Raw genomic sequence first — 13,267 nt, 5'->3', positions numbered from 1 at the left:
GCGGCCGCCGCTACATCACGCGCCCAAACCACCACAGCGACAGCAGCGCCGCGCCGCCGGCCAGCACCGCACCGAGCGCGGCGAACAGCGCGGTGATCTCCGCCTGCTCGGTCTTGCCGAGTGTCAGCTTCGCGTTGATCGCCCGATAGACCTGCTTCAGCCTGGCGGCGTCCTCGAGGCGGAAGTATTCGGCGCCGGTGATATTGGCAACCTCCTTCAGTACCGCCTCGTCCAGCTTGACGCGCGCCGACCAGCCGTCGGCGGACAGCACGACGCCCTGCGTCGTGCCCACGCCCACGGTATAGACGCGCACGCCGTAGGTGGCCGCCAGCTCGGCGGCCTGCACCGCGGCCGGACCGGCGTTGCTTTCGCCGTCGGAGAACACGACGATCGCGCCGGCGGCATAGGAGCCCGGGCCGCCGGCGCCCTCGGGATCGGCGGAGCCTTGCGCCCCGCCTCCCTGGCCCGGTCCCTGCGCCAAGCCGGGCGCGCTGAACTGGCTGGCCGGTGGCCCTGGCTTTTTCAGCGGCGAGGCGTCGCCTTCCATCAGGCGCGCGGCATCCTCGGTTGCCTGCGGCCGCAGCGCCGTCAGTGCGATCAGCAGCCCGTTGCCCAGCGCGGTGCCGCCCTGCGGCTGCAGCCGGTCGATCGCCGTGGCCACGTCCTGCTTGCGCCGGCTCGGGGCCTGCGCCACGGCGGACGTGCCCGCCATCGCCACCAGTCCCACGCCGACGCCCGCCGGCTTCGCGTCGAGCAGCCCCTTGGCGGCCTGTTGGGCCGCGCGCAGCCGGCTCGGGGGCACGTCCTTCGCCCGCATGCTGCCCGACAGATCGATGACCAGCATCACGGTCTCGATGCGCGACGGCAGCACCATCAGCGCATGCGGGCGGGAGATCGCGACGATCAATGCCGTCAAGGCCAGCAGGATCAGCAAGGGGGACACGTGCCGGCGCCATCCCGCGACACTGCGGTTGGCGAAGCCGACGGTCTTCAGCGCCGGATAGTGGACCGCCGCGCGCCGGCGGCGCCCGTCCAGCCACAGGTAGGCCAGCGCCAGCACGGGAACCAGCGCGAGCAACCACAGCATCCGCGGCCACAGGAAGCTGATGGCGGGCAGCCGGCTGATCGCCTCGCTCACGCCGTCCATGCGGCCCCCTGCTTCGATCCTTGCCCCGTTTCCTGCGCTTTCCCTTTCGCTGCCGGCTTCGCCGTCCCCTTCGCGGTGCCCTGCCGATGACGGCGCTGCCGCGAAAAGTCCAGCAGCGCCAGGTCCAGGCGCGCGTCGGTCGACAGCGTCAGGCAATCGACGCCGGCGCGCGCAAAGCCCAGCCGCAGTTCTTCCTCGCGCGCCTGCGCGGCAGCCAGGAAGCGCTTGCGGAAGGCGGGGTCGTGGGTGTCGACGAACATCTGCTCGCCGGTCTCGGCGTCCTGCAGCACCAGCAAACCCAGATCGGGCAAGGCCTGCTCCAGTGGATCGACCAGCCGCACCGCGATGACCTCATGACGCCGCGCCAGCATCGCCAGCGAGGCCTGCCAGCCCGGCTCGCTGATGAAATCCGAGACGACGAACAGCACCGATCGGCGCCGGGCCACCGCCCGCGCATGGTCGAGCAGGCCGCGCAGCCGGGTATGGCCGGGCGAGGCGGCCGGCGTCGCGTGCATGCGGTCGAGCAGATGCAGCAGCTGCCGGCGGCCGGCGCGCGCCGGCACCACCGACGCCGTCACGTCGGTCGCCCCGTTGTAGAGCACCGCGCCGACGCGGTTGCCATAGCGCGTCAGCAGCAGCGCCATCACGGTGGTGAAGTCGCTCAGCAGGTCGCGCTTGCGCACATCACCTGAGCCGAACTCGACGGACCCGCTCAGATCGAGCAGAAACCAGACCGCGATCTCGCGATCTTCCTGAAACATGCGCACGTGCGGCGTCTGCAGCCGCGCGGTCACGTTCCAGTCGATGTGGCGAACGTCGTCGCCGGCCTGGTATTCGCGCAGATCGGCCAGGTCCAGCCCGAACCCGCGAAACAGGGTCCGGTAGTCGCCCTGCAGCATGCCGTCGAGGCGGCGCACGACGGTCCATTCCATGCGGCGCAACAGCGCATCGGTGCGGCCGGCACCGACGCCGCGCGGCGCACCCCGCGCGGTGGCCTTGTCGGAGGCGGCGTCCGGGCCGGACCGGCGTCTAGCGCGCAGCCGCCCGAACATGGGATTCCAGCGGACGTTCGGGGACCGGCATCGCCTGCACGATGCGGCCGATCAACGCATCGGCGGTGACGCCGTCGGACATGGCCTCGTAGGACAGCGACAGCCGGTGGCGCAGCACGTCCGGCACCAGATCGATGACGTCTTCCGGCACCGCATAGTGCCGGCCGCGCAGCAGCGCCAGCGCGCGTGCGCCTTCGATCAGCCCGATGGTGGCGCGCGGACTGGCGCCGAAGGTCACGTAGCGGTCCAGATCGTCGAGCCCGTAGCTGGCCGGCCTGCGCGTGGCCGACACCACGCGCACCGCGTACTGGATCAGCCCCGGATCGACATAGATGGTGCGGCATTCCTGCTGCAGCTCGGCCAGCTGCTCGGGCGTGGCGATCGGGCTCACGTCGATCCGCGGCCCGGTGACGCGATTGACGATCACGACCTCCTCGTCCTCGCTGGGATAGCCGACCAGCACCTTCATCATGAAGCGGTCGACCTGCGCCTCCGGCAGCGGATAGGTGCCCTCGGTCTCGATCGGGTTCTGCGTGGCCATGACCAGGAAGGGCATCGGCACGCGGTGGGTTTCGCCGGCGATGGTCACCTGCTTTTCCTGCATCACCTCGAGCAAGGCGCTCTGCACCTTGGCCGGCGCTCGGTTGATCTCGTCGGCCAGCAGCAGGTTGGCGAAGACCGGCCCGCGCACCGTGGAGAACTGGCCGGTACCCTGGTGATACATGCGCGTGCCGACCAGATCGGCGGGCAGCAGGTCTGGCGTGAACTGGATTCGCTTGAACGTTCCGCGCATCGTTCTGGCCAGCGTGTTGACGGTCAGCGTCTTCGCCAGCCCGGGCACGCCTTCCACCAGCAGATGGCCGCCGGCAAGAATGGCCACCAGCACCCGTTCGAGAAAGTGGTCCTGCCCCACCACCACGCGTTTGACCTCGTACAGCAGCCGCTCCATCAGGTTGGCGGTCTCGATCGCGTCCCGGGCTTGGTCGTTCATGGGCCTCTCGCTCTGGTCTGGAAGGTCTGGAAGGCTAGAAGGGCGAAGCGCCGACGGACCCGCCCGCGCTTTCGATCGTGATGGCAAAGCCGATGCCAAGGAAATTGCCGCTCTGGTTGGGATTGAGGATGGCGGTGACGATACCGACCACCTCGCCCCTCATGTTGACCAGCGGCCCGCCCGAATTGCCGGGATTGGCGGCGGCGTCGAACTGGATCAGCTTGTCCAGCTGCTTCTTCTCGTCGGGGGACACGAACTGGCGATCGAGCCCGGACACCACGCCGGCCGTCACCGACGGGCCGATGCCGAACGGAAAGCCGACCGCGACCACTTCGCTGCCCGGCGCCAGTTCGCGGCTGGAGCCGAGCGTCGCCGGCGGCAGGTCGTCGGGAATCGATCTGGGCTGCAGGATCGCCAGGTCCTTTTCCGGCACGGCCTGCAGCACGGTGGCCTCGGCCGTATGCCCGTCGTGGAAGCGGACCTCGACGCGGCGGGCGCCGGCCACCACGTGGAAGTTGGTCAGGATGACGCCGCTTTCGGTGACGACCACGCCCGTGCCGATGTGCCGGCCGTCGGGCAAGGCTTCCGGCCCGCCCTTTTCTGCGTGGGGGCCGGGGGTGGCGGGCGTGCCCGGTGATTTGCCCCTGGCGGTTTCGTCGCGGGGCGGGCGTCTGGAAGGGGCGGAGGATTCGGGCGGCTTGGCGGACCGATCGCGCCCCCCCTTGTCCGCGCGCGATTTTTCCGCGGGCGCTTCGGCGGCGGGATAGCTGCGGACCTCGACGACCGACTGGCGGATCGCCTCGGCGGCGCGCGCGGCGCGCGACGGCAGATCCTTGTTGTGCAGCGTGTGGAGCACCGCGGAATCGATGTCGGACTGCGTCAACGTCCGCTGTTTCGGCTGCAGCAGCCAGGCGGAACCGACGCCCGCTGCAAAGACGAGTGCGATCGCCGCCAAGGCTGTTCCGTAGATCGTCACCCGTTTCATCGCTGCCTCGAGTTCACGCGTCGGAAACTACAGTACCATCGTTCTTAACCACGCGCCAAGGAGCAGGGCATGCAGTTTCTCTGGCCTCAAATGCTCTGGCTGCTGCTCGTGCTTCCCGTGCTGGCAGCGGCTTACTTCTACGTGCTTGCCCGGCGCAGAAAGGCCGCCCTGCTGTACGCCAGTCTTGTGCTGCCGCGCGCCGCGCTCGGTCCCAGGCAATGGCTTCGGCGCCACCTCCCTCCCCTGCTCTTCCTGCTGTCGCTGGGCACCGCGCTGCTCGCCTGCGCGCGCCCGAGCGCGACCATCACGCTGCCAGCGGACACCATCACGCTGGTGCTCGCGATGGACGTCTCGCGCAGCATGGAGGCGACCGACGTCGCGCCAACCCGCCTGAGCGCGGCCCAGCAGGCAGCCACCAATCTCGTCACCGGGCTGCCCGCCAACGTCCGGCTCGGCATCGTGTCGTTCGCGGCGACGGCCTCGGTGGTGCTCAGCCCGACCGACAACCGGCAGGAGATGCTCGAGGCGATCGAGCGCTTCCAGCTCCAGCGCGGCACCGCGACCGGAAGCGGCCTGATCGAAGCGCTTGCCGTGCTGTTCCCGGACGATGGCATCGACCTGGAGTCCGTGCTGTTCGGCAGCGCATCGAAGCTGATGGAGAGCCAGGGCCGATCGCTGGACGAATCGGCGGCCGCCGAGGCCGCCCGCCATCGCGACAAGCGCGCCAGGCGCGGCGAGCGGCCGGCGGCGGAGCCCGGCTCCTATCGGCACGGCGCGGTGATATTGCTCAGCGATGGCCGCCGCACCACCGGCCCCGATCCGGTCATCGCGGCCCGCATGGCCGCCGAGCGCGGCGTGCGCGTCTATACGGTCGGCTTTGGCTCGCAGGATGGCGGAGCCGCCAGCGGTTCGACCATGTCTTACTACATGCAGCTCGACGAACCGGCCTTGCGCGCGGTGGCAAAGATCACCGGCGGCGAATATTTCCACGCGGGCTCCGAGGCCGACCTGAGCCAGGTCTATCGCCAGCTCAGCACGCGGTTTGCGCTGGAGCGCAGGGAGACCGAAATCGGCGCGCTGTTTGCCGGGGGCGCGGTGCTGCTGCTGGTGGCGGCGAGCGTGCTGTCGGTGCTGTGGTTCCGGCGCTGAAGCCTGGGTCGTGTAGACGAAATGGTAAGACTCGGGACCTTTTGTAGATGAATTGGTAAAGGGAGTAGAGAAATTGGTAAGTTGGCACGGCACCGTCCCATCAGGTCTTGTCAAGCCCGATACCTTCGAGGGCACGACGCCCCATAGATGAAACGGTAAGTCCGAGGGCAAAAAATAGATATTCTGGTAAGTCCAGTAGAAGGTTTGGTAAGCTGCCGCGAGCAAACCGCCCAAAGTTGCATCGCAAAATATGGCACTTACATCACTCGGTTACATGGCGCTGGTCCAGAAGTTCGATCTGCGCGTGCCGCCGCTACGCTCGACGTACGAGCTGGCCGACAAGACAGGCGTGTTGACTCGGCACACTGGCCCCGATGGCACCACTCGTGTGATTTACCCGCGAAACAGGTACCGCGGCGGCGACTCGATCGTCGATCACCTTCTCTTTGCGCTGAAGAAGGAACAGTTGGACCTGACTGTCCTGGCGGCACTGTTCGAGCACCCGGAGGCCATCGAGGCCGTGCAGGAATGGCTCCGAGCCGCGCCCACGTCGCGCTATGCCCGATTGAGCGGTTTCTACGCCAAATGGTTGGCTGGAGCCCAGTTCGACTACAACGTGCCTTCCGGCGCGCCCCGCATTCCGGCGCTCGACGAACGCGCGTATATCACCGGCCCCGTCAAGAACGATACCCAGTTCGGCGTCCAGAACAACCATCTCGGACCGCCTGCATTCTGTCCGGTGGTGCGACGCACCGACGAACTCGCGGCCTGGATCGCGTCTGACCTGCCAGACAAGGTCGCCGCGGCGATTGAGCGCCTTGAGCCAGAGGTGCTGGCCCGGGCCGTCGACTATCTGTATCTCGCCGAAACCCGTTCGACATACTCGATCGAGAGAGAGGTGCCCGATAACCAGCGCGTGGCGAAATTCCGTCGATTGCTTCAGTTTGCCGGCGCACCTGGACCTTTGACCGAGGACCAGCTATGCGAATGGCAAAACGAAATCATCTCGGGCCCGCGTAGCGAGTATTCGTATCGCGACAGGCAAAACTGGCTTTCGCGCGGTGGCCGCATGCGGAATATGGCGGACTATATTCCTCCGAATCCCGAGCAACTTGACGCAATGATGGAAGGCATTTCGCAGGTGGCCAGCCTGATTCAGACAGGGACTGTCCATCCCATCGTTGTGGCTGCCTGCGCATCTTTCGGCTTCGTGTTCGCTCACCCCTTCTACGATGGCAATGGGCGTCTGCACCGCTTCCTGATCCATCACCTGCTCCGGCAGGCCGGGGTCACCCCGGAAGGCGTCGTCCTGCCCATATCTGCACGCATGCTCAAGGAGATCGACACCTATGCCGGCTTGCTGAAGGCGTACTCGGCACCGCGCACCGCACTGCTCAATTACGCATTGGACGCCGACAGCGACACGATTCTGATCAAGTCGCCTCAACCGTATTGGCTGTATGCGTCGTTCGACGCGACTGCGTTGTGCGAGTTTGTGTTCAGGTGTATCGAGCAATGCGTCGAGCACGATCTGGCGCAGGAAATCCAATACCTGCGAGCCTACGACGCCAGTCTAGAGCGCATAGAAGGCTGGCTTGATCTGCCACAGTCGCGGCTTTCCAACCTGATCGATCTCATCGTGCAGAACCACGGAGAATTGTCGAAGCGAAAGCGCAAGCTATTCGAAGACCTGACCCACGATGAAGTCGAACGGATAGAAAGCATCGTCCGGGACGAGTTCGACGAATACCTCAACACCTTCGGGCAGTCAGGCTGATACGCACCATCCCCGTCGGCCATGCGGCCACGGCGCTCCCCGCTAAGCCGCTAGCCGATACTCGAAGAACGGCCGTTCGCGGTCGTCCAGGATCGCGTACAGCGCGGCCAGATTGGCGGGGTCGGGGTTGAGCCAGGCGTCGACGTGTTGCGGCCTGATCGGAATGACGCAACGGTCGTGGCCGGCCGCGGCGACTTCGGGCGGCGGCTCGTCGGTGATCGCCGCAAACGAATAAAGGTCCGGTTCGCCGGCCTCGCCCTTGTGTCGCGACCACAGGCAGGCGATCAGCAGATCCTGCGGCGGATCGGGACGGAACTCCAGCACGACGCTCTGCTCCTTCTCGTCCGGGCCGAGTTCGCGGTGCTCGAGCCGATGCCGGGCTACGTGTTCATGAAAGGCGCGGATCGGCAGGATGCCGTGGCGGTAGCCGAACAGCTGTCGCCAAGCCGTCTCGAGATTGTCGCGGCGGGCGTTGTACGTGCCGGGCTTCTTTCTTTCCATCGACACGTCCCAGCCGGCCAGCCGGCAGCGGTAGCGCATCGGCACGATCGTGCGCCGCCCGTCCACCTCGATCATCACCGGCGCGTAATAGCCCGGGAAGATCATCGCGTCCTCGGGGGTCGGCGTGACGCGTTGCAGGTCCGCCAGGTTCTGCTGCAGCCGGGCGATCTTGTCGGCGGCGATGCGCTGCTCGTTCTCTGCCTTGCGGGTAGGCCGCCCGGCAAGCGCGCGCTCGGCCTCCGCCAGGCGGGCCCGCTGGCGGAAGAGCTCCGCTTCCAGCGCGTTGGCCAGTTCGCGGTCGCCGGCGGCGATCAGCGCGGCGAGCTCGCGCTCCGCGGCGTCCCCGTCCTCCGCCGAGCCGGCGTGCGCGAACGCGACGCGCATCGCCTTGGGCAGCTTCTGCCATTCCTGCTCCTTGCGCTTCTGCCAGAACAGCTCGAAAAACTGGCGGAGGCTCATCACCGCGCCGTACTCGCGGGTGAACTTCCTGAAGTCGGCCTTGATCTGCGCGGCGTAGCACATCGGACTCTCCCTTTGGGGTCCACGGATGACGCCATCGTGGCAGGCATTGGCAGTGGCGGACATCGGGATCGAGCCGGGGTTGGCCCACGGCAGCCCAATCGCGCCTATAATACTGTATATTCATACAGTATGACCTCCCGATGGAACTGCTCACCAAGCTGGAGATCCTGGCGGACGCGGCCAAATACGACGCCTCCTGCGCCAGCAGCGGCGCGCCGAAACGGGATTCGCTGGGCAAGGGCGGGCTGGGCGCCAGTACCGGGGCCGGCATCTGCCACAGCTTCACGCCCGATGGGCGCTGTGTTTCGCTGCTCAAGATCCTGCTGACCAACTTCTGCCAGTACGACTGCCAGTACTGCGTCAACCGGCGCTCGAGCAACGTCCCGCGGGCCCGCTTTTCGCCGCGCGAGGTCGTCGATCTGACGCTGGACTTCTACCGGCGCAACTATATCGACGGGCTGTTCCTCAGCTCCGGCATCATCCGCAGCGCCGACTACACGATGGAGCAGCTGGTCCAGGTGGCGCGCTCGCTGCGCGAGGAACACCGGTTCCGTGGCTATATCCACCTGAAGACGATTCCGGACGCCGATTCCCGGCTGATCTCGCAGGCCGGCCAGTATGCCGACCGGCTCAGCGTCAACATCGAGCTGCCCACCGACGGCGGCCTGCAGCGGCTGGCGCCGGAGAAGAATGCGCATACGATCAAGCGCGCCATGGGGTCGATCCGCCTTGCCCAGGAAGAGGCGGAGAGCGACAAGTCCGCGCCGGGCCGCGCACCGGCCGGCCAAAGCACGCAGATGATCGTCGGCGCGGACGACGCGGACGACCGCACGATCCTGCAGACCGCGCAGACGCTTTATGGCGCCTACAAGCTGAAGCGCGTGTATTACTCGGCGTTCAGCCCGATTCCCGACAGTCCCTCCGGCCTTCCCGCGCAGGCGCCGCCGCTGCTGCGCGAGCATCGCCTGTATCAGGCGGACTTCCTGATGCGCGGCTACGGCTTTCAGGCCGAGGAGCTGTTCCAGTCTGCCGGCGACCTGCCGCTCGACATCGACCCGAAGCTGGCCTGGGCGCTGGCGCATCGCGAGTCGTTTCCGGTCGACCTGAACCGTGCGCCGCAGGCCTTGATCGCACGCGTGCCCGGCATCGGCATGCGCAATGCGAAGCGGCTGGTGGAACTGCGCCGCTCACGGGCGATCCGCTATCAGGACCTGGTGCGATTGCGCTGCGCGATGGACAAGATCAAACCGTTCATCGTGGTGCAGGACTACCGGCCGGCGCAGGCGGACCGGCCGTCGGAGCAGTTGCGGCGGGCGCTGGCCGCGCCGCCGGTGCAGTTGGCGCTGCTATGAGCGGCGCCAGCTCGCCGGTACTGGTGGTCGACGGCGGCTACGCGGGCTGGCGTGCGCAGGCCTTGCGCGCGCTGGCGGCCGGTTGGCCCCCGGAGGCCGTCACCTGGGCGGAACGGGGTTCGGCTGCCTGCACCGGCACGGCACAGCTGATGCTGCTCGATGCCGGCCCCGCGCCGATGGCCGGTGATGACCTGCCATCCGCGGAGTGCCAGCAGGCCGTCGGCGCCGCCCCGATGGTCCGTGTGTCGAAGGCGTTGGCCGCCCTGCTGCAGCAGGCCGCGCGCCACCGCTCGCCGCAACGCTGGGCCTTCCTCTATCGGGTGCTGTGGCGATGGTGCCAGGGCGATCGCGCGGCGGCCTCGCCCGCCGACGAAGACGGTGCGCGGCTGCACGCGATGGCCAAATCGGTGCGGCGCGCCCACCACGACATGATTGCCTACGTGCGGTTTCATCGACGCAGCAGTGGCGGGAGCCCGGAATACCTCGCCTGGTACGAGCCCGAGCACGACGTGCTGGCCGACGCCGCCGACCACTTCGCGCGCCGCATGGGCGGTTCGTCGTGGTGGATCGGCACGCCCCAGGGCGCGGCGCTGTGGGACGGCCATACGCTGCAGGTGTCCGCGACACCGGCCGGTGCGATCTCGGATGCGGTGCCCGGCATCGATGTCCAGGCGCTGCGCGCAGGCGCGGCCGCCGACGACATCGAGCCGCTGTGGCTGGCCTATTACCGCAGCATTTTCAATCCGGCCCGCCTGAACGAAGCCGCGCTCGAGCAGCACATGCCGGTGCGCTTCTGGAAGGGGCTGCCCGAGGGCCGGCTGATACCGGCGATGATCGCCGACGCCCGCAACGGCGCACGCCGCGTCGCACAGGCTGGCGCGGTCGGCACGATGAGGGGCAAGCCGGTCGCGGTGAATCCCGAGGATGCGCAGCCGCTGCGCCCGGCGCCCTCTTCGCTGGACCAATGCCGCCGCTGCGAGCTGTGGCGCCATGCGACCCAGGCCGTGCCGGGCCACGGTCCGCAGACGGCCCGCATCATGCTGGTCGGCGAGCAACCGGGCGATCAGGAAGATCTCGCCGGGCGCGCCTTCGTCGGGCCGGCGGGCAAGGTGCTGGACGAGGCGATGCGCCGGGCCGGCGTGCCGCCCGACTCCGTCTACGTGACCAATGCGGTCAAGCATTTCAAGTGGATCGCGCGCGGCAAACGGCGCCTGCACAAGACGCCGGCCCAGCGCGAGGTCCAGGCCTGCGCCCATTGGCTCGAAGAGGAACGGGCACGGGTGCGGCCCGCGGTCATCGTCACGTTGGGCGCCACCGCGCTGGGCGCGATCCTGGGCGCAACGGCCAGCCTGCGCGACTACCTGAACGCGCCGGCGCGGCTTGGCGACGCTTGGCTGGTCGCCACCTGGCACCCGTCCTATGCGTTGCGGGTCGATGACGCCGGCAAGCGCGAGGACATCGTCTCGGCGATCGCCCAGGCCATCGCGAAAGGCCGCGAACTCGCCACCGCGGCCGCTACTGCGCCATCGCCGCCATCGCCTTCTCCCGCAGAAACGCAATGAGCGTCGTCACGGCGCGAGTCTGGTACCGGGCCGGCATATACAGCAGATACATCGTGGTCCGCAGGAAGGCCAGCTCCCGCGGCGGCAGCGGCAGCTGAACCAGGGTCCCGGCCGCCAGATCGGTGGCCACCATGTACTGCGGCACCAGGCCCACGCCGATCCCCTGCAGAATCGCATCGCGCAGGAAGAAGAAGTTGGCCGACATCAGCCGGGGCCGGATATGCGGCCGAGCGCCGGCCGTTCCCCACAGTCCGGCCAGTTGCAGACGCTCGCCGGTCAACTCGGAGGTGATCAGCGGCAGGTCGCGCAGTGGCTCGAGCGAGCCCGGCATGCCGACCTCGCGGGCCAGCTCGGGCGTCGCGCAGGCGACATACTCGATGTCGCCGAGGCTGTGCGCCACCGCATTGGTCGGCGTCTCGCCCATCACGCGGATGGAAAAGTCCACCGCGCCCTTGATCAGGTCCTCGATGTCGTTGTCGAAGATCACGTTCAGCGTGATGGCCGGATACATCCGCATGAACTCGATGAACCAGGCCGACATCGTGTGCTGGCCAAAGCCGCTCGGCACGGCAAGTCGCACCGTGCCGCTGAGCCGCTTGCCCAGGCTCTGCACGGACTCGCGTGCCGCCAACAGCTCGTGCCGGATCGCGCGGCCGTGTTCGTAGAGTTGCCGGCCGAGTTCGGTCGGCTCGAGCTGGCGGGTGCTGCGCCTGAGCAGTTCCGCGCCCAGCTGCCGCTCGAAGTGATTGAGGCGCTTGCTGACATTGGCCCGGCTCATGCCCAGTTGCCGGGCGGCCCGGCTCAGGTTGCCGGCGTCGATGATGTCTACCAGCAGCGACAGCGCGCTCAAATCCATTGTCAACTCCGAGTTGTCATCTATGTTGATTGGTCGTTGCAATTGTCAAACTTTATCAACATATAGACAATCTGCGCTGACCAATTTCACCGGATCGTCCCCGCGGAGGGGACGCTGACCATGCATCACGAAAACAATGCCGCAGCGCTGCCGCTGGCCGGCGTGCGGGTCCTGGACCTGTCGCGCGTGCTGGCGGGGCCGATGTGCGCGATGGCGCTGGCCGACCTCGGCGCCGACGTCATCAAGGTCGAACACCCGGCCCGTGGCGATGACACCCGCGACTGGGGCCTGCGCATCGGCACGCGCAACACGTCGTACTTCAACAGCGCCAACCGCAACAAGCGCTCGATCACGCTGGACCTGCAAAGCGAAGCCGGCTTGAAGCTGGCCCGGGAGCTGGCGGCGCGCAGCGACGTCGTGATCCAGAACTTCAAGGTCGGCGGCGCCGAAAAGCTGGGCCTGGGCTACGAACAACTGGCCGAGCTCAATCCCCGCCTGGTGTACTGCTCGATCTCCGGCTACGCCCGCTTCACGCCCGAGGCCGAACGGCCCGGCTATGACCTGGTCGTGCAGGGCGAGGCCGGCGTGATGGCGACCAACGGCGAAGCCGGCCAGGGTCCGCTGAAGTTCGGCGTGGCCGCGGTCGACATGTTCACCGGCATGTATTCGGCGCAAGCGATCCTGGCGGCGCTGTATGCGCGCCAGTCGAGCGGACGCGGCCGCCATGTGCAGATGGCCCTGTACGACTGCGGCCTGATGATCACGTCGTACTACGGCATGGAAGCCCTGCTGCAGGGCGGGGATCCGGCCAAGTTCGGCAATGCGCATCCGTCGATCGTGCCCTATGGCGTGTTCGACGCCGCCGATGGCCCGCTGGTGATCACCGTCGGCAACAACGGCCAATTCCAGCGATTCTGTCGCGACGTGATCGATCGCCCCGAATGGGCCGACGACGAGCGCTTCGCCACCAACACCGCGCGCTCGCAGCATCGCGACACGCTGCTGCCGCAGCTGCGCGAAGCGCTGCGGCAATTCACGCGGGCCGAACTGCTGCAGCGCCTGACCGCTGCGCAGATCCCCTGCGGCGAGGTGCTCGGAATGTTCGAAGCGCTGCAGTCCGAGCGCACCGCCCAGGCCGGCCTGCTGCATCGCTACGAGGACAGCGAGGCGGGTGTCCAGTCGGTGCTGGCGCCGCCGTACGCCATCGACGGCCAGCGCATGCCGGTGCGGATGCCGCCGCCGCATATGGGCGAACACACCGAGCAGGTGTTCAAGGAACTGCTGCAGCTCGACGACGACGCGATCGCGGATCTGCGGTCGCGCGGCGTCATCTGAGCCATCGAATTTCCCAATCGACGCTCTCAACAGACGGA

At 67.7% G+C, this 13,267-nt stretch carries 11 protein-coding genes; 5 read left to right on the top strand and 6 right to left on the bottom strand.

Going from position 1 to position 13,267, the window contains the following annotated elements; genetic code table 11:
* Nucleotides 1–10 precede the first annotated feature (10 nt).
* Genes F7Q96_RS02620 through F7Q96_RS02605 form a run of 4 tightly spaced genes read right to left on the bottom strand, consistent with a single transcriptional unit; the run spans nt 11 to nt 4,175 of the window.
* Nucleotides 11–1,138, bottom strand: a complete 1,128-nt coding sequence (locus F7Q96_RS02620; RefSeq protein ID WP_053824622.1) for a VWA domain-containing protein — start codon at nt 1,136–1,138, stop codon at nt 11–13.
* Complete coding sequence (locus F7Q96_RS02615) at nt 1,135–2,199, bottom strand: DUF58 domain-containing protein (protein ID WP_053823918.1); 1,065 nt, start codon at nt 2,197–2,199, stop codon at nt 1,135–1,137. The genes F7Q96_RS02620 and F7Q96_RS02615 overlap by 4 nt, the downstream gene beginning before the upstream one ends.
* Nucleotides 2,177–3,190 (bottom strand): AAA family ATPase, encoded by a 1,014-nt coding sequence (locus tag F7Q96_RS02610; RefSeq protein ID WP_053823919.1) that lies wholly within the window; start codon nt 3,188–3,190, stop codon nt 2,177–2,179. Before F7Q96_RS02610 ends, F7Q96_RS02615 begins: the two co-directional genes overlap by 23 nt.
* Nucleotides 3,191–3,224: 34 nt before the next feature.
* The gene (locus tag F7Q96_RS02605) at nt 3,225–4,175 is read right to left on the bottom strand and encodes a S1C family serine protease (protein WP_053823920.1); all 951 of its coding nucleotides are present in this window, start codon (nt 4,173–4,175) and stop codon (nt 3,225–3,227) included.
* Nucleotides 4,176–4,244: 69 nt separating this feature from the next.
* Here F7Q96_RS02605 and F7Q96_RS02600 point away from each other — a divergent pair, with 69 nt between their 5' ends.
* The gene (locus F7Q96_RS02600; protein ID WP_053823921.1) at nt 4,245–5,324 is read left to right on the top strand and encodes a VWA domain-containing protein; all 1,080 of its coding nucleotides are present in this window, start codon (nt 4,245–4,247) and stop codon (nt 5,322–5,324) included.
* Nucleotides 5,325–5,574: 250 nt separating this feature from the next.
* A complete protein-coding gene (locus tag F7Q96_RS02595) occupies nt 5,575–7,101 on the top strand; it encodes a Fic family protein (RefSeq protein WP_053823922.1) in 1,527 nt (508 codons plus the stop codon).
* A 42-nt stretch (nt 7,102–7,143) separates the two neighbouring features.
* On the opposite strand, the gene F7Q96_RS02590 is transcribed toward F7Q96_RS02595, so the two are convergent.
* Nucleotides 7,144–8,124 (bottom strand): SOS response-associated peptidase family protein, encoded by a 981-nt coding sequence (locus tag F7Q96_RS02590; RefSeq protein WP_053823923.1) that lies wholly within the window; start codon nt 8,122–8,124, stop codon nt 7,144–7,146.
* Between the two features lie 140 nt (nt 8,125–8,264).
* On the opposite strand from F7Q96_RS02590, the gene F7Q96_RS02585 reads away from it, so the two are divergent.
* On the top strand, nt 8,265–9,476 hold the full coding sequence (locus tag F7Q96_RS02585) for a putative DNA modification/repair radical SAM protein (protein ID WP_053823924.1): 1,212 nt from the start codon (nt 8,265–8,267) through the stop codon (nt 9,474–9,476).
* Nucleotides 9,473–11,038, top strand: coding sequence for a UdgX family uracil-DNA binding protein (locus F7Q96_RS02580; protein WP_053823925.1), 1,566 nt, complete (start codon nt 9,473–9,475; stop codon nt 11,036–11,038). The genes F7Q96_RS02585 and F7Q96_RS02580 overlap by 4 nt, the downstream gene beginning before the upstream one ends.
* Here F7Q96_RS02580 and F7Q96_RS02575 read toward each other — a convergent pair.
* Complete coding sequence (locus tag F7Q96_RS02575) at nt 10,992–11,894, bottom strand: LysR family transcriptional regulator (RefSeq protein WP_151021991.1); 903 nt, start codon at nt 11,892–11,894, stop codon at nt 10,992–10,994. The two genes, F7Q96_RS02580 and F7Q96_RS02575, sit on opposite strands and share 47 nt — an antisense overlap.
* Nucleotides 11,895–12,014: 120 nt before the next feature.
* On the opposite strand from F7Q96_RS02575, the gene F7Q96_RS02570 reads away from it, so the two are divergent.
* The gene (locus tag F7Q96_RS02570; RefSeq protein WP_053823926.1) at nt 12,015–13,229 is read left to right on the top strand and encodes a CaiB/BaiF CoA transferase family protein; all 1,215 of its coding nucleotides are present in this window, start codon (nt 12,015–12,017) and stop codon (nt 13,227–13,229) included.
* Nucleotides 13,230–13,267 lie beyond the last annotated feature (38 nt).

It is taken from the genome of Cupriavidus gilardii (assembly GCF_008801915.1).
Classification (GTDB): domain Bacteria; phylum Pseudomonadota; class Gammaproteobacteria; order Burkholderiales; family Burkholderiaceae; genus Cupriavidus; species Cupriavidus gilardii.
Note: the sequence above shows the minus strand (reverse complement) of the source record. Positions and strands in the feature narration are given on the sequence as shown.